The organism is Streptomyces sp. NBC_00829 (genome assembly GCF_045161795.1).
Classification (GTDB): Bacteria; Actinomycetota; Actinomycetes; order Streptomycetales; family Streptomycetaceae; genus Streptomyces.
On record NZ_CP108868.1, the window covers coordinates 199,129 to 215,776 of the forward strand.

Annotated in this window: 18 protein-coding genes; all 18 read left to right on the forward strand. The window is 69.7% G+C overall.

Annotation, left to right across the window (positions count from 1 at the left end):
* The first annotated feature begins 387 nt into the window (after window positions 1-387).
* The 18 genes from OG293_RS40590 to OG293_RS40675 all read left to right on the forward strand — a co-directional run bounded on the left by OG293_RS40590 (window position 388) and on the right by OG293_RS40675 (window position 16,592).
* Entirely contained in the window at window positions 388-951 is a 564-nt protein-coding gene (locus OG293_RS40590) for a hypothetical protein (RefSeq protein ID WP_406003906.1), read from the forward strand.
* Window positions 906-1,859, forward strand: coding sequence for an ATP-binding protein (locus OG293_RS40595; RefSeq protein ID WP_331752217.1), 954 nt, complete (start codon window positions 906-908; stop codon window positions 1,857-1,859). The genes OG293_RS40590 and OG293_RS40595 overlap by 46 nt, the downstream gene beginning before the upstream one ends.
* Window positions 1,860-1,876: 17 nt before the next feature.
* On the forward strand, window positions 1,877-2,560 hold the full coding sequence (locus tag OG293_RS40600; RefSeq protein ID WP_331752219.1) for a flagella basal body P-ring formation protein FlgA: 684 nt from the start codon (window positions 1,877-1,879) through the stop codon (window positions 2,558-2,560).
* A complete protein-coding gene (locus OG293_RS40605) occupies window positions 2,560-3,381 on the forward strand; it encodes a hypothetical protein (RefSeq protein ID WP_331752221.1) in 822 nt (273 codons plus the stop codon). Before OG293_RS40600 ends, OG293_RS40605 begins: the two co-directional genes overlap by 1 nt.
* Window positions 3,378-4,943 (forward strand): CpaF/VirB11 family protein, encoded by a 1,566-nt coding sequence (locus tag OG293_RS40610; protein WP_331752223.1) that lies wholly within the window; start codon window positions 3,378-3,380, stop codon window positions 4,941-4,943. The genes OG293_RS40605 and OG293_RS40610 overlap by 4 nt, the downstream gene beginning before the upstream one ends.
* A complete protein-coding gene (locus tag OG293_RS40615) occupies window positions 4,940-5,869 on the forward strand; it encodes a type II secretion system F family protein (RefSeq protein ID WP_331752225.1) in 930 nt (309 codons plus the stop codon). The genes OG293_RS40610 and OG293_RS40615 overlap by 4 nt, the downstream gene beginning before the upstream one ends.
* Window positions 5,866-6,765: a type II secretion system F family protein gene (locus OG293_RS40620; RefSeq protein WP_331752227.1), complete on the forward strand. Its 900-nt coding sequence runs from the start codon at window positions 5,866-5,868 to the stop codon at window positions 6,763-6,765. The genes OG293_RS40615 and OG293_RS40620 overlap by 4 nt, the downstream gene beginning before the upstream one ends.
* A gap of 27 nt (window positions 6,766-6,792) precedes the next feature.
* The gene (locus OG293_RS40625; RefSeq protein WP_331752229.1) at window positions 6,793-6,990 is read left to right on the forward strand and encodes a hypothetical protein; all 198 of its coding nucleotides are present in this window, start codon (window positions 6,793-6,795) and stop codon (window positions 6,988-6,990) included.
* Window positions 6,987-7,409 carry a TadE family protein gene (locus OG293_RS40630; RefSeq protein WP_331752230.1) on the forward strand — a complete coding sequence of 141 codons (423 nt, stop codon included), beginning with the start codon at window positions 6,987-6,989 and terminating at the stop codon, window positions 7,407-7,409. Before OG293_RS40625 ends, OG293_RS40630 begins: the two co-directional genes overlap by 4 nt.
* A complete protein-coding gene (locus OG293_RS40635; RefSeq protein WP_331752232.1) occupies window positions 7,406-7,858 on the forward strand; it encodes a TadE/TadG family type IV pilus assembly protein in 453 nt (150 codons plus the stop codon). Before OG293_RS40630 ends, OG293_RS40635 begins: the two co-directional genes overlap by 4 nt.
* On the forward strand, window positions 7,855-8,292 hold the full coding sequence (locus OG293_RS40640; RefSeq protein ID WP_331752234.1) for a hypothetical protein: 438 nt from the start codon (window positions 7,855-7,857) through the stop codon (window positions 8,290-8,292). Before OG293_RS40635 ends, OG293_RS40640 begins: the two co-directional genes overlap by 4 nt.
* A 2-nt stretch (window positions 8,293-8,294) precedes the next feature.
* The gene (locus tag OG293_RS40645) at window positions 8,295-12,140 is read left to right on the forward strand and encodes a LysM peptidoglycan-binding domain-containing protein (RefSeq protein WP_331752236.1); all 3,846 of its coding nucleotides are present in this window, start codon (window positions 8,295-8,297) and stop codon (window positions 12,138-12,140) included.
* A gap of 136 nt (window positions 12,141-12,276) precedes the next feature.
* Window positions 12,277-12,954: a TnsA-like heteromeric transposase endonuclease subunit gene (locus OG293_RS40650; RefSeq protein ID WP_331752553.1), complete on the forward strand. Its 678-nt coding sequence runs from the start codon at window positions 12,277-12,279 to the stop codon at window positions 12,952-12,954.
* Complete coding sequence (locus tag OG293_RS40655; protein ID WP_406003939.1) at window positions 12,885-13,292, forward strand: hypothetical protein; 408 nt, start codon at window positions 12,885-12,887, stop codon at window positions 13,290-13,292. The genes OG293_RS40650 and OG293_RS40655 overlap by 70 nt, the downstream gene beginning before the upstream one ends.
* Complete coding sequence (locus tag OG293_RS40660; RefSeq protein WP_331752240.1) at window positions 13,289-13,591, forward strand: DUF6980 family protein; 303 nt, start codon at window positions 13,289-13,291, stop codon at window positions 13,589-13,591. Before OG293_RS40655 ends, OG293_RS40660 begins: the two co-directional genes overlap by 4 nt.
* A 74-nt stretch (window positions 13,592-13,665) precedes the next feature.
* Entirely contained in the window at window positions 13,666-13,995 is a 330-nt protein-coding gene (locus OG293_RS40665) for a hypothetical protein (protein ID WP_331752242.1), read from the forward strand.
* Between the two features lie 120 nt (window positions 13,996-14,115).
* Complete coding sequence (locus OG293_RS40670) at window positions 14,116-14,592, forward strand: hypothetical protein (protein WP_331752244.1); 477 nt, start codon at window positions 14,116-14,118, stop codon at window positions 14,590-14,592.
* Between the two features lie 464 nt (window positions 14,593-15,056).
* Window positions 15,057-16,592 carry a DUF2637 domain-containing protein gene (locus OG293_RS40675; protein ID WP_331752246.1) on the forward strand — a complete coding sequence of 512 codons (1,536 nt, stop codon included), beginning with the start codon at window positions 15,057-15,059 and terminating at the stop codon, window positions 16,590-16,592.
* The last annotated feature ends 56 nt before the right edge of the window (window positions 16,593-16,648 follow it).

The window sequence follows — 16,648 nt, forward strand, 5'->3', positions numbered from 1 at the left end:
TGAGCGATCCGGTGTACGCCATGAACGCTGACGCGGCTGTACGACCAGCACTGCAACGCGATTGGGCAGAATTAGGGGCGGCCGTCCCTTTGGAGAGAGACGACCGCCTACCACGCCTGCCCGCCCGACGGCGGAACCGGGCCCTGACGCCTCCCGGTTCAGCCTCGCCGCGTAGTCGCCGCGGGCAACCCACACCGCCTGCGACGGGAGCGCCACGTCTGCCCTTCGGCTGTAGTCGTAGGCACGCCGAGTCCTGGCCCGACGTGTCCATCCATGGCTGGCAGGACGCGGTAGCGGAAACTCCACGCCGCGCCTCGTCTTCATGGGTCGCACGTTCGCACCCGCATCCGACACCTGAAGGGGGATCTGCCAATGGCACCGTCCACCATGACCCGTACCCGAGCTCTGCGTCTCGCCGGCACCGTCCTTACGTGTGCTGTGACCGCCGGAACGCTGGCCGGCTGCGGCTCCAGCAGCACGAAGAACGCCCCGTCGTCCTCTGCTCCCGCGACGGCGTCCAAGTCGCCGTCCAGCGACCCGGACCAGGCCGCCAAGGACAAGGTCTTGGCCGCCTACACCACCATGCGCGAGATCCAGATCAAGATGGCCGACGACGGAGACCTGCACACCGAGGACCTGGCGAAATACGCCAAGGGGGACGCAGCGACCGACCTGAAGAAGTCCGTCCTGCGCAACAGGTCCGCGAACATCAAGTTCACCGGCCGGCCCGGGATGAGCCCCACGGTCACCTCCGTCGACACCAAGAGCAAGACCGCCACGGTCTCCGACTGCTTCGACGCGACCAACTGGAAGCCCGTCTACAAGGACTCCGGAAAGGCCGTCGAGCTGGCGGAGCAGCGCCTGAAGTACCCGGTCACGTCCCAAGCCACGCTGGAGGGCGACACATGGCTCATCACGAGAATCAGCGCAGAGCGAACGAAGGGCTGCTGACTCGAGTTGCTCGCGCGCTGGGCGTACTCGCCGTCCTGGTCGCCCTGCTGCCCGCCGGCCTGGCCTACGCCGATGGTGGCGACGATGATTGCTCCGACGTTGACGTCTGCGTCGGCGCGGGCACGGACGGCAAGCCGGGCGGCGGTGGCGGCTCCGGTGGCGGCTCCGGTGGCGGTGGCGGCGGAGGCCAGGGCGACGGGAAGTGCAAGCTCGTCGACGACACCGAGATCGACTGCCTGCCCGGGTACAACCCCGCAGACCGCTGCTTCTACGAACTGATGGCCCCCCAGCCGCCGTCCGGCCCCGGCCACCCCGACATGAACGGTGCTGACACTTCCGGCCCCGGCGCCTTCTATCTGCGGGACTGCATCGTCAACGACGTCGGCGGAATCGTCTGGCTGACCCAGCCTCCGGCAACCGTTCTTCCCGACCCTGAGGTACTGGCGCGCCAGGCCCGGGACAAGATGACGCTGCTCGGCGCCGCCATCGGGTCCGCGCCCGGGCCGGACCAGCCGGGCCTGGTCGGCATGCCGGTATGGCTCTGGAACCACAAGAGCGACACCACCTGGGGGCCCAACAGCGCCACCGCCGCCGTACCTGGCCTGTCCGTGACAGCCACGGCCCGCGTCACCAAGATCACCTACTCCATGGGTGACGGCGGCTCGGTCACGTGCACCACCGCGGGCACGCCGTACAAGCAGTCCTACGGGAACAAGTCCTCTCCGGACTGCGGCCACCGGTACACCAAGGTCTCCGCCGGCCAGCCGGGCGGCAAGTTCACCATCACCGCGACCAGCTCCTGGGAAGTCACCTGGCAGGCGTCGAACGGTGCGAGCGGAACGCTGCCCGACGAGATCCGTACATCCACCACCACAGCGCGCGTCGGCGAGCTGCAGGTTGTCAACTAGCACGAGGAAGACCAACGATGCCGCGTACCAAGCAGCAAACGGCACCCGAGCAGGGAACGGCCAAGGTGCTGCTGCCCATCACCAACGACGCCCCGCGCCGCCGCCGACGTCCGGTGGTCGTCGGCGCTGGTCTATCTCTGGCAGCCGTTGGCGCGCTGGTGTCGGTGTGGCTAGTCAACGAAGCCGGCAACAAGGTCGCCGTCGTGGCCACCAAGCACGCCATAGCGGCAGGTGAAAGCATCAAGGCGTCTGACCTGGTCGCGGCGGAGATCTCTCACGACTCGGGCCTGAGCTCCGTGCCCGCCTCCCAAGCGTCCGACCTCATCGGCAAGCAGGCAGCCTCCGACCTCCCGGCGGGCGTCCTGGTGACCGAGGATTCGGTGAGTGCTGGATCAAGCGTGACCAAGGGCAAGTCCGTGATCGGCATCCTGGCCAAGCCTGGCCAGCTGCCTATTCAGACGCTGCGCACCGGCGACGCGGTCACCGTCGTCCACACCCCGCAGGACGCCAGTGCCTCAGCCTCGTCGAACAAGGCCGGCACGACCCCCGAGGGCCTCCCCGCCGTGGTTTCCCGGGTTGGCACCCCCGACGCCAACGGTGCCGTGGTCGTCGACGTTGCCGCGGCAGAGGTGAACAGCACCTCGCTGGCTGCGTGGGCAGCCAGCGGCAATGTCGCCATCGTGCTGAAGGCGAACAGCTGATGGCCGTCATCGCCCTGGTGTCGGGCAAGTCCAGCGGCGTCACGTGCTCGGCACTCGCTCTCACCCTGGCCTCGCCTAAGCCGTCCCTGCTGGTGGAGGCCGACCCGGGCGGTGGCACGGTCCGGGCCGGATTCCTCGGCGGGGAAGGCAGCGCGTCCGTTGGTCTGCACCGCCTGGCGGCCGCGGACCGGCAGGGCACCCTCGCCCGCGAGTTCTCCCAGCATTTCGTCAGCCTGGACCGCGACAACAGCGGGCAGCGGTTGCTGCTGCCGGGCCTCACCGACCCCACGCAGGCCGCCTCCCTCAGCCGTACCTGGGAACCGGTCTCCCGACTGCTGAGCGTGATGGACCAGACCGGCCACGACGTGATCATCGACGCGGGCCGCATCGTGACCGAGTCCGAGACCCGGCTGAGCACGACCCGCTATCCGACGCCCCTGCTGCTCCGCGCCGACACCGTGCTCCTGGTGGTGCGCACCAGCCAGGCTTCCATCGCGGCGGCGGCCCCGGCGGTGCGGGTTCTGAGGGAGGAACTGGCGCACCACGGGACGGGCTCCGACGCGCTCGGGCTGCTGCTGATCGAGGAGGGCTCCTTCAACTCCAGCCAGGTCCAGCAGCACCTGCAGGCCCCGGTCGTCGGCATGCTCGCGTGGGATCCAGACAGCGCCGACGTCCTCACGCACGGGGCCTACAAGAAGATGCCGCGGACGCTGCTGCGCTCTGCGCGGACGGCCCACCAAACGATCAACGAACTCGTCACCAAGCGCCGAGTCCAGCTGCACCCGGCCGCAGTGCCGACGTTCGCCGGGAGGGCATCATGACCGACACCAGGCCGGAGACCCCGGCCCGCGACTACACGGCTCTCTTCGCCCAGGCCCTCAACGAGAACACCACGCAGCCCGCGCCGGTTCTTCGGCCGGTGCCAGCCCACGTGTCTCCTGCCCTCCTGCCCGAGAGCGTCCTTCGGGTCTCCGACACCCCGGCTCCGGCCGCGCTCCCGGTCGGGCACGAGGTGATCGCCGAGCTGCGGTCCCAGGCCAGCATGAAGATCGGTGAGGCCGCGGGCGCGGATGCGTCTATGACCGAGCAGGACCGACGGCAGCGCGGCCAGTCGATCATCAGGCAGGTCGTCTCGGAATGGGCAACGAAGTACGCGGCCAGCGGCACGGATCTGACGCCCGATCAGGAGAGGGCGGTGCGCGAGGCCGTCTTCGACGAGCTGTTCCGTGCCGGGCGTCTCCAGCCGCTCCTGGACGACGCCAACGTCGAGAACATCATCATCTACGGCGACAAGGTGCGCGTCGACTACGCCGACCGCCCTACGCGTTCCTGGGACCCGATCGCGAAGACGGACCGGGACCTGATCAACCTGATCAACCACCTCGCGCGGATGCAGGGGCAGGGTGAGCGGGCGCTGACGCCCGCCACGCCGAACCTGAACCTTCGGCTGGCCGACGGCTCGCGTCTCGCGGCCTCGGCGTACGTCACGCCGCGGCCGAGCATCGTCATCCGCCGGCACCGCACCCGCGGCCAGGGCCTGGACGACCTGGCGCGCTGGGGCACGATCGACCCCGCCCTCGCGCACTTCCTGCGCGCCGCGGTCAGGGGCCGTAAGAACGTCATCGTGGTGGGCTCCCAGGGCGTAGGAAAAACGTCCCTTCTTCGGGCCATGGCCCGCGAGATCCCCCGCAACGAGCGTGTGGGCACCCTGGAGTCGGAGTACGAGCTCCACCTCCACGAGGACCCCGAGGGTCCGGAGGTCGTCGCCTACGAGGGACGCGAGTCGAACGGCGAGCGCGGCGCGGACGGCAAGCTCCAGGGCGGGCTGACCCTGTCCGACCTCTTCCCGCAGCTGCTGCGTATGTCGCTGCGGCGCGTGATCGTCGGCGAGGTCCGCAGCAAGGAAGTCGTTCCCATGCTGCACGCGATGAACGAGGGCGAGGGCGGGTCGATGGCCACACTCCACGCCCGCAGCCCCCAGCTGTCGATCGAGCGTCTGGCCACCCTGTGTCTGGAGGCCGGCATCGGCATGACCGAGGCCCTGGCGTACCGGCTCATCGCCCAGGCCGTGGACTTCGTCGTCTACGTACGCCTGGTCGACGAGAGTGAACTCGTCGCTCCGGACGGCAAGCCCGGGCGCAAGCACCGCTTCGTGTCGCACGTCATGGAAGTCACGGGCATCGGCGAGGGCGGCCGCCCCTCCACCCAGATGGTCTTCGCCCCGCGCGAGCAGGACGGCCGCCGCGAACCCCGGGCCGTCCCCCACGGCAACATCTCCCAGACCAACCTGGAAGACCTGGTCCGCGCCGGCCTGGACCGCAGTGTCCTGCAGAGCCAGTGGGGCAGCTGGGGCGCGCCGCTGGAGACGGTGATGCCGCTGTGACGCTCACCCTCAACTCCCTGCTCGCCGCGCTCGCCGGGCTTGCCGCCGTCGGCGGTCTCGTCGTGGCCGTGGCCGGCGGCATCGGCTGGGCGCCCTCGACGACGGTGCGCCGCCGCAGCCGCCTGGAGCGCAAGGTCCGCAGCTTCTTCGTCAAGGACGCCCGGACCCCGACCTCATGGTGGGCCCGGGGACAGACCCGGCTGGCCGGCGCCGCTCTGGCGGGCCTCGGCGTGTGGCTGTTCACCGGCTGGCTGGCCGGTGGTCTGGTCACCGTCGCCGTCGTGCTCGGCCTGCCCTGGCTGTTGAACACCTCCGGCTCCGGCAAGTCCCAGATCGACAAGCTGGAGGCGATCGAGGAGTGGGTGCGGCGCATGTCCGACATCCACACCGTCGGTGTCAGCCTGGAGGCAACCATCCAGCGCAGCCTGGAGACCGTCCCGAAGGCCATCCGCGAGGACGTACGGCTACTCGTCTCCCGCCAACAGGCCGGCTGGGCACCCCAGGACGCCTACCGGGCCTTCGCCGACGACCTGAACGACGCCATGGTCGACGAAGTCGCCGCCCTGTTGATCCTGCACGTCGAGGACCGCGGCAGCGGGCTGAGCAAGGCCCTGCGCGAGCTCGCCGAAGCCCTTCAGCACGAGGCCCTCGCGCGCCGCGAGGTCGAGGCCGACCGGCAGAAGCCTCGCACCAACGACCGCTGGGTGACGATCTTCTGCCTCGGGATCTTCGGCATCACCGCGTTCTCCGGCACCTATGTCGAGCCCTACAACACCTTCACCGGGCAGCTCATCCTCGTCTTCGTCGGCGTCGCGTTCGTCCTGGTCAAGATCTGGATGCGCCGCATGGCGATCATCGAGCCCGCGCCCAGGTTCCTGTCTCCGGCCGACCGCTCCGGCGGCCAGATCACTGAGGAGGCGCCGTGAACATCTCTCCCTACGCCGTCATCGGCGGCGCCGTCACCGGCCTCGGTCTGGTGATCGCCGCCCGCGGCATCCTCCCCGGCCGGCCCGACCTCGGCGACGTCCTCTCGCGGATGGACGCCACCCGCCTCGAGAACCTCGAACGCAACCGCGACAGCCAGCCCAACTCCCCCATGGAGAAGGCCGGTGCCTTCCTGCTGCGCACGATCGGGGAAGGCACCCTGCGACTGCCGCGCCAGCAGCTGGAACTCGTGGGCCGGTCCCCCGCCGCCCACCTGGGCCGCAAGCTCGGACTCGCCCTGTACGGGCTGCTGCTGCCCGTGCTGGTGGTGGCCCTGGCGAACCTGGCCGGCTACCCCTTCCCCGTGGCGATTCCGGCGATCGCCGGGCTCGGCCTCGCGGTCGTCTTCTGGCTCCTGCCGGATCTCCAGCTCAAGCAGCAGGCCGTGGAAGCAAAGGAGGACTTCCGGTACGCCGTCAAGGCCTACCTGCGCCTCGTCCAGCTCGAACGCGCCGCGGACGCCGCTCCCACCCAGGCCCTGAAGCGGGCCGCCGAGGTCGGCGAGGGCTGGGTCTTCGCAAAAATCCGCGACACCATCACCCGCGCCGAGCTCGAGGGCATCAGCCCGTGGGAGGGCCTCAAGCGGCTCTCGCTCGAACTCGACGTCCCCGAACTCGGCGCGCCGGCCGACATCATCGCCATCGCCGGCGAGGAGGGCGCAGCCGTCGGCGACACCCTCGGCGCGCAGGCCAAGTCGCTCTCCGGCGCCCTGGTCACCTCTGCCAAGGCCCAGGCCAACATGGCATCAGAAAAAATGGTTATGCCCGTCGCGATGCTCGTCCTGATCATGACCGTCTACATCGGCTACCCCGCGATCTCGCGGATCATGGCCAGCTAAATCCCGTAAGAGACAAGGAAATTCACGATGGGTATCGACCCGAACTTCACGTTCCTGAAGGCCTTCTTCACCGCTCGCGTCGACCGGCTGCGCAACGCCCGCGACGACCGCGGTGCCATCTCCATCGAGACCATGATGATCATCGCCGGTCTCGTCGTCGGTGCCGCCGTGGCCGTCGCCATCATCGGCGCCAAGATCAGCGAGAAGGCGGCAACAATCAAGTGACCCGCCTCCTCAGGGCCGTTGGGCGCTGGTCCCGCGCGCTCGCCGAACGCGACGCGCGGGACCGCGGGGCCATGTCCCTGGAGATGCTGATCGTCTTCCCCGTCGTGCTGATAGCCATCCTGCTGGTCGGGCACGTCGGGCTGTGGTGGCACGCCCGCAATGTGGCGATGTCCGCCGCCCAGCTGGGAGTGGAGTCGGCCCGCGTCCGCGGGGCGTCCGCAGGCACCGGTACCGCCGAGGCCCGCGACTTCCTCTCCCGTGCCGGCGGCAGCATCTCCGGGACGTCGGTAAGCGGCAGCAAGGGGGCGACGGTGACGATCCGCGTCACCGGCTACGTCGACACGATGATCCCCGGCCTGAAACTCAAGATCGACCAGCACGCCGACGCGGCAGCCGAGCGCATCACGGAGGCCCGGTGACCATCGCCCAGAGACTCAGGGACGACCGCGGCGCGCTGTCGCTGGAAGCGGTCATCCTGTTTCCCGTCATCATCATGGTGCTGCTCCTGGTCGTCGCACTCGGCCGGATCGGATCCGCCAACAACGCCGTCGACACCGCCGCCCGCAACGCTGCGCGCGCCGCGTCACTGGAGCGCAACGGCGGTTCCGCCAGCAGCGCCGGACAGCAGATGGCGCAAATGGTGCTGGGCGAGCAGGGACTGCAGTGCACAGCCACGTCCATCTCCGTCTCCACCGGCGGGTTCTCCGCACCGATCGGCACACCGGCCTCCACCACCGCCACGGTGACCTGCACCGTGCGGCTCTCCGATATCGGATTGCCCGGCCTGCCCGGCGCCAAGACGATGACCAGCAGCTTCACCTCGTCAATCGACTCCTACCGCCAGAGAGCTGACAGGACCTCCGCATGACACCCGCCCGCATCGCTCTCACCCCGCGGATCCGTCGCGCCCTGCGTGACGACCGTGGCGCGATGAGCCTGTTCGTCCTCGTCACCATCGTGGCGCTGTTCGCCGTGGCCGCACTCGTCTACGACGGCGCCGGGAAGCTGCGGGCCCTCACCCATGCCGAGGGCGTCGCGCACGAGGCCGCGCGGGCCGGCGGCCAGGCCGTCGACGCGGGCAGGGCCATCTCCGGCGGAGGAGTCACCGTCGACCGCAACGCGGCCGTGGCCGCGGCACGGACCTACCTCAGCCGCGAGGGAGTCCCCGGCTCCGTCCGGGTGAGCGAGGACGGGGCGTCCCTGGAGGTGACCGTGACCGAGACGTACCACGCCCTCTACCTCGGTGGCGCAAGCGGTTCAGTCACGGGCAAGGGCAGCGCCAACCTCGTCTACCGGGGGTAGTTATGAGAAACCGCAGTACCGCAGCCACGATTGCCCGCGCGCTCCTCGCGCTCATCGCCCTGGTCACCATCCTGGCCGGCGTCCCCGCCGTGCTGCTCGGCATCGGCGTCCTGCCCGACCACATCCCCGGCATCGACGAGATCACCACCGCGCTCACCAGCCCCGACACCGGGCAGCTGTTCCTGGGCGCTGTCACCCTCATCGGCTGGTACGGCTGGATCACCTTCGTGATCTCGGTCGTCCTGGAGACGGGCGCCGCGCTCCGCCACGTCCGGGCGCCCCGGATCCGTGTGCTGGGCGGGTCCCAGCAGTTGGCCGGCGCCCTCGTCGGCGGGATCCTCATTCTTCTGCCCGCGGGGACCGCGATGGCCACCCCGGCCACCGCGGCTCCCGCCACGCCGGCGACCGTGGCCACGGCATCCGTGACGGCCGGCACGCACACCGAGGCGAAGACCGCGGCCCAGGCCTCGGCCTCCTGGGACGGGCCGGTCCACCACGTCCAGGACGGCGACACGCTCTGGGATATCGCAGAGAAGCGCCTGGGCGCCGGCATCGAATGGCACCGGATCGTCGACGTCAACGAGGGCGTCCGCCAGGCCGACGGCTCCCTCGTCACCGCCGACACCACCGTCCTGCAGCCCGGCTGGACCCTGCGCCTGCCGGCCGACGCCGCACCAGCGTCCTCCGCCGACGGCGGCCCGCGGGCGCAGACCGCCGGCTCCAATGCCGCCAAGGACACGACCCACACCGTGCGGCCGGGCGAGACCCTCGCCGCCATCGCCGAGGACGAACTCGGCGACGCCAAGGACTACCCCCAGATTGCCGCCGCGAACAAGGACGTCCGCCAGCCCGACGGACGTATCCTCACCGACCCCGACGAGATCTACCCCGGCTGGCAACTGAAGATCCCCGCCGCCTCCGGCAGCGACCAGAGCGGCTCGGAGTCGGACACCGCCGCACCGCCGCGTGAGCAGAAGCCCGCCCCCGGGCAGGACCACGCCGGTGAGCAGCCCGGCGGCGGGCACGACCAGGCCCAGCCCCCTGGCAAGGACAACCACGACCAGGGCGCTGCCAAGCCGGACCAGAGCCAGGGCGAAAAGGAGACCGGCCAGGGCGGCGGGCAGCCGACGGCCCGGCCGGACACCCCCGCCGAGCAGCCGTCCGTGCAGACCCCGGCCCCCGACCAGCCGGACGAACCGCCGTCCCACGGCACGCCCGTGGACCAGACGCCGCAGCAGGAGACCTCCGACAGCGGCGACCAGCGCGTGCAGACGGTCGCCGCAGCCGGGAGCATCCTGGCCGCCGCCGTGCTCGCGGTCATCGCGGCCCGCCGCGCGCGCCAGCAGCGCCGACGCCGCCCCAAGCGCCGCATCCCCATGCCGTCCGGCGCGACCGCCGACTTCGAAAAGCAGCTCCGCGTGGCCTCCGACATCACCGGTACCGCGCTGGCCGACCGTGCCCTGCGCACCCTGGCCTTCAACTGCCGCGAGGCCGGCCGTCCGCTGCCCGAGGTCGAGGCAATGCGGATCACCGCGCGCGGGGTTGAGCTCCACGTGGCCGCCGTCACCCCGACGGTAACGCCATTCTCCGAGCGCGAGGACAACCCGACCGTGTGGTGGTGCCCGGCCCGCGGCACCGACCTCCTGGACGAGGACCAGGCCGCCGACGTCATCCCGCCTTACCCGGCGCTGGTCAGCCTCGGCGAGACCGAAGAAGGCGACGCCGTCCTGGTCGACCTGGAGAGCATCGGACTGCTGCGCCTGGCCGGCAGCCCGGCCGACGTGCGCGCGGTTATGCTCGCCCTCGCCGTCGAGCTGGCCTCCTCCAAAATGGCCCCCGCCACGCAGATCGTGCTCGCCGGGGCGGGAAGCGACCTGCACACGCTCTACCCCGACCAGATCGACCACCACACGGACCTGGGCGCGGCCGCCGCGGAACTCCAGGCCCATGACGCCTTCCAGCGCGACGCTCTCGCCAGCGAGGGACACGACCTTCTCCGGGCCGCCCGGCTGAGCGAGGACACCTCCGGCGACACCTGGATCCCCCGCATCCTCATCGCCACCGCCCCGCCCACCGGCCCGGCGGCCGCCGAGCTCGAGGACCTTCTCGCCTCACGGCCGCGGACATCGGTCGCGGTCGTCACCGCGGCGGCCGGGGAGCTCGACCTCCCGGGCGCCTGGACCCTGCCCGCCCAGCCCGGCGCCGCAGTCGAACTGCCAGGGCTGGACCTGGCGGTCAAGCTGCAGTACCTGGACGACGCGGCCTACGACCGGCTCGTCCAGCTCCTCGCCACCTCCAGCCGGACCGACGACGTCGCTCCGCCCGCATGGACCGGGCACACCGGGCCGGCCGACCACAACGGGCCCCGGGCCGCGGTCAACGCCGCCGGGGATGCCTCCGCGCTCGCTCCCGAAACCACCGGCGCCTCGCAGCCGGTCAGCGCCTCGGCGCCGGCGGGTGACCTGGCGACGGCGCTGCCGAGCTTCGCCTCCCTCGCCCCCGCCTTCACCGCTGACCCGGCCAGCCCGGTCGGAGAGGACACCGACCTGGGCGAGGAGGAGAGCGACAGCGCGCTGTCCCCCGCGGCCGTCGGCACCCCTGCCCCCGAAGGCTCGTACACCGACGGCGACGACTTTGCCGACGACGAGTTCGCCACGTACGCCGGCGAGCCCGTCTACGCGCAAGACCCGGAGGCCGAGGAGGCCTCGGCGCTGGGCACGGAGGTGTGGGACGGTGCGGAACCGGCCGAGGACTTCAGCGCCGTGCTCGGCGAGGTGCTGGCCGAGCAGGAAGTCGACCCGGCACAGCCGCAGGGCGAGGAGGAGGACGAGGAGCCAGCCTCCGCACTCGCGCCGGCCGCACTCGTCCAGACGCCGGCCGAGGAACACGACGGCCCGGTGCAGAATCCGGACGGCGACGAGGAAGAGGGGGAGTCCGGGCTGTCCCCGGCCGCGTTCGGCGAGAGCGAGGCTGCACCGGCAAGGGCCAAGGCACGGATCATCCCCCGGCCCAGCGCCGCGACCTCCACCGTCCTGGCGGCACTTGGCACTCCGCCGGCAGAACCCGCCGGGCCTCAGGTCCAGGTGCTCGGCCCGGTGGCGCTCGCCGGCGCGCAGGGCCGCGTGGGCAGTAACCGCCGCAACCACCTCCTGGAAATCGCCGTCTGGCTCGTGCTGCACCCAGGCCTTGGCCGCCAGGACCTCGACGACGCGATCTGGCCCGGTGTGCGTTCGACCTCTGGCACCCGCAACACGGCGATCTCCCGGCTCCGTTCGTGGCTCGGCCAGGACCCCCGCCTGCCAGTCGACGACCCGAAGGCCGTCTATCTACCCTCGATCACAGATGGCGTCTACCAGCTCAACCCTGGCGTCACCTCGGACTGGGACCGGTTCAAGGAGCTCTACCAACAGGGCATGCACCACGACGGGCAGGACGCTGACGTCACCCTCGCCCAGGCCCTGGCCCTGGTCCGCGGCCGGCCCTTCGCCGACGTCGACCCCTCCAAGTACATCTGGGCGGAGGCCGACATCCAGGAGATGATCAGCGCAATCGTCGACGTCGCCCACGAACTCGCCGAACGGCGCCGCCAGGTCCGCGACTACCGCGCGGCGGCCCAGGCCGTCACCAAGGGCATGCTCGTCGACGGCCAGTCGGAACTCCTCTACCGGGACTTTTTCACGATCTGCCACGAGATGGGCGACCGCGAGGGCCTGGAGCGCGCCGCCCACCAGCTGGCCCGGATCAACGCCGAAGAGGGAACCGAATCGGCGCCCGAGACCATCGGCCTGCTGCGCACCCTGCTCAAGGGCGAGCGAATCCAGCCAACCCTTGTAGGTTCCGCATTCTGATGGACAATGCCCCTGCGAGATGGACAACAGATGGGCAATTTCACGGCTCCGTGGACACTGGCTCCGCTCAGTAACTACGGTCCTCTGTATGGTCGTTAAGAGTCCAGCGCGATCCGGCGTGAAGAATGCGCCGGCCATGGCGTCGATCCGGTACGACGACGCGTCGGTGCGGAAGATCCCCTTCAGAGACCTGCGGTTGGCGGACTTCACTTGGTCGGTGCCATGGCGGAGCTTTCGCTCCGTCCACGGCCAGACGCACTACTCGGGACGTTACGCATCAGCGACGATGGCCGGGCCCGTTGTGCATGAGAGCCGACTGGAACTGGCCCGACTGCTCTTGGCCGACATGGATCCCGCAGTACGCGGAATCTACGCTCAGCCGTGCCATCTGACTGCCCGCGTCGGAGGGCGCGTGCGTCGGCATGTGCCGGACTTCCTGCTGGTCATGGCGTCGGGGACAGTTCGGGTGGTCAACGTCAAGCCCGCAGACCGGCTCGCCGATCCGAAGATCGTGGAGGCCCTGGCCTGGAACTCACGCACATCGCCAGCCTGGCGTCGTGCAGCCCCGGCACAGTCCGCCGGCTCCTCCGGCAAGACGGCATCCCACTCCGCCCCCGGCCACGACGCATCCCGGATCGCCCCGACATCACACGCGAATGGCTCCACCACGAGTACACCGAACGCCAACGCGACATCGCCAACCTCGCCCGCGAGCGCGGCGTCACTCACTACCACCTCACCAAGATGGCCAAAGCCTGGGATATCCCGATCCGCCCCGCTGGAGGGCAGTGCTACAACGCCATCGGACACCTGAACCTCCACCGTCCTCTGTCCGAGGACATGCTCAGGGTCGTCATGACCGCGCAAGCCGTCGGCCGACTGCGGGCCATCACCCAAGTCCCCGGCCACCCCAGCTTCGCCGCAGCCGCTCGAGCCAGTTCCGCTGGGACTGACAGCGCTCTCCGGCAGCGAGTGATCCAGATCGAAAAGGCCGTCGGCTTCCAGATCATCGACCGTTCCATCAATCCCCTCGCGCCCACCGAACGCGGACACAAATTCCTGCTCGAAGCCCGCGAGATCCTCCGAGTCGCCGATCAGGCCGCTGAATCCATTTCCCACCACAGTGCCGGTCACGAGAAGCTGAGGCCATGACCCAACACTGCTGCGAAGCGATGACGAGCCAAGTGAAGAGGCACTGTGAACAGCACGATGACCCCTTCGACTGCCCGGACGTCCTGATCCGATTCAACGTCAAGTTCCAGAAGTACGGGCTGATCATCCATGACGGCGGGACATCGAGCAGCACGATCGGCTTCTGCCCCTGGTGCGGGCAGCGCCTGCCCGCGTCTCAGCGGGACCGATGGTTCGAACAGTTGGAAGCCCGCGGGATCGACCCGTGGGAAGACGAGATCCCTGCCGAGTTCCAAGACGACCGCTGGCTCACCGCATAGCCAATTCCGAAGCCACGGAAACCCAGGCGCCCCGGGCACCGTTCACCACTGTCCGCCAGGCAAAGGAGGCAGACATGGCACTTCCCAAGAAGGGCTCCCGGCGCATATGCGTCGACGGCATCAACTACCGATGGAGGCTCCGTGGACGGCCGACCTACGACCAAGGAATGGTCTGGTCTCACCTCACCTATGCGGTCGAACACGCCGAGACGCCGGGCACGACGCTGCTGATCACCACCAACCAGCCGCATCCCAGCAACTGGATGGGGGAGACAGCCACCCCCGTCCTGCCCTCGGACGTCGCCAACAACATTCGCACTGCTCGAGCCAACGGCTGGTCACCCGAGACCCACGGTTCTCCATTCCATCTCAACCAACCGGAGGGCTTCACCTCCTCAGACTGACTCGGCCCACCACCACGTGATCGGCAAGTCCTTCTGCGAGATCCGGGCACGAGCTGAACAGACCGCAGCTGGCTGACCCCTCGGAAACTGCTGATCGGGGCACCTGTCAGGCTCTGCCTCGTGGAGATACTCGATGTCCTGACCAGCATGGCGACAACGGGCCGCCTGGGCCCCGTTTTCATCGGAGCTGACTGGAGCGATGTGACCGTCGCGTTCGGCGAACCATGGGACATCGGGACGATGAGCAGGAAGAGGAGATGGCCACGGCTCTTCGCCTACGGAGACCTTGAACTGAGTGTCTGTCGCTGCCAGAAGGTCTCTCTCATCTGTGTCCAGACCTGGCGTGACGTCGTCGAGCTCCCACCGTCGGCTGTCGGTGGGAGGGGTGTCTTCCCGGCAGGGCTCACATACGCGCACGTGGCTTCAGCCCTCGACAGCGCTGGCTGTTCCTGGCAGCCCTACGCTCCGTTGACCTTCGGCGATCAGTGTTCACTCGTGACGAGCCCATCGGGAGCGAACTTCACGTTCGAAATCCCGCAGGGCGAAGAACCCGTGCTGAATGTCATGGGCCTGCCGGGCAACGGACACGACTGCTGAGCACCGACCGCAAGTCAAGATCGGTAACGTGAAATGCCGTCAAAAGTCGTGAACATTCAGAGCTTGTGTGATCGCTAACTGCTGCTTGAACTCGTCGACAAACGCTTCCCGCCCTCACCCTCCGTGAGTACTCACCGCACCATACAGCCGCTCATTGCTCAACGCGGACCCCCACAGCCAGTGCGCACCGAGCCCGGATTCACGTCTTTTCGCAGCAAACACTGCTCACAGATTCGCGGACCCTACAACCCTGGGATCCGCCGCCTCATGACAAGTCCCGCCAGATTCACCGTGCTTCGGTGTCACACAGCACCGCTCCACCACACCTGTAGAGAGCGAGGGGCCTCTTCGGCCGACCGTCCGACGAAGGAGACCACGCACATGAGCCGCCGCCGGCAGCACGCCGCGGACCCGCACTCCGGGCCCCCCGACCCGGCAGGCCACGCCCAGGGAGGAGGCCGGTGATGAACGTGTCCCAGTGGGCGCTGCCCGCCGGCCTCGCCGTGGCGGGCATCGGTGCCGTCGTCACCGTCGGTATGCTGCTCGGCCACCGGCGCCGGGCCGGGGAGCAGAGCGCCACCGCCGAGGAACGCGCCCAGCTCGCGCTCCAGCGCCGCCACGCCTGGCAGCGCCGTATGGCCGTGATCGCGCTCGCCATCGGCTGCCTGATGATGTTCGTCCTCGCGGGCATCGCCGCCTGGCTGAGCTTCGGGGCGCAGCGCGAGTACGCCCACGCCCACAACGGCGGCGACTGGGACGCGGCCACTGGATTCGCGCTGCTGCTCGACGCCGGCGCGCTGAGCCTCAGCCTCATCCGGTTCTTCGAGGCCCTCACCCTGCGCTCCTCCGCCATCACGCGGATTCTGCTGCTCGCCTTCGTCAGCGCCTCCGCCGCGATGAACCTGCTCCACGCCCCGGGGCAGGGTGCCGGCAGTGCCTTCCTGGCCGTGGTGCCGCCGCTGGTCTACGCGATCCTGCTCGAGATGCTGCTCTTCAAGATTGAGCAGGTGATCATGGGTCGGCAGAAGCGCCGCAAGGCCGACCAGGAGCGGGGCTACAGCCTGTTGCTGTGGCTGCCCTGGCCGATCGGCGCACCGGTGAAAATGTGGAAGGCGTGGCGATCCGAGCTCCTCGCGACGGTCGACAACGTCCGGGTCATCGGCTCCCAGCGCCCGCTCCCACAGGCGGCCGAACCCGCCCCGGCACCGCCCGTCACGCCAGCCCCGGCCCGGGTGACGCTGGAGAGAGCCGATCCCGCCCAACCCCCGGCCGGCGCGCCGGCCCCCGTGGGCCGGGCGGTGGGCAGGTCGGCGGCGAACGCCCTGCTCTCCGTCGCCCGGCCGCCGGTCCAGGTGAGCGGCAAGACCGCCGTGCCCGAGGCGCCCGAGGCCGTCTCCGCTCCAGCAACCCCGCCATCGGCGCCGGAGCCCGCCGCGGCAGGCGGGCCCGACGAACCGGCCGGGAAGGAAGACAAGCGCGAGGCGCCGATCCCGCCCGCGACCACCGCACCGAAGCCGCAGCCGGAGGCAACGGCGGACGGCAGTGAGGAGGCACCGCTGGACCCTGAAGACACGTCGGATGACGGGGAGAGCGGCACGGCGCATCGGGACGAGCCCGAGGCGTCGGCCGACGACGAGTCCGGGAGCGAGAAGCCCGACACTCAGCACGATCGCTCCGAGTCCGGGACAGGTGACGACGAGGCGCGCGGGGAGCAGCGCCCTGTACAGATCGACCTGTCCACCCTTCCAAAGGACGAGGGGCCGCGTCAGCGCGCCGAACGCATCTACGTCGCCCACCAGGTCGCGGGGCTGCCCCTGGACAAGGCCGACCTGGGCAAGTGGGCGGGCTACATGAACTCGCGCTCGGGCGGTAACGAGTACCGGCGGCTGGAGAAGGAGTACGGGCCGATCCTGGAGAGGGAAGGCGCCGCCGAGGTCGACCTGGACTGGTTCAGCCTCGACCAGCAGGCCGATTCCGGCAGGGCCTCGGTAGCGGCCTGACCTGCCATGGTGACCTCTCGCAGGAAGGTTGAGCGGTTTCAGCTCGGTCGTCTCCT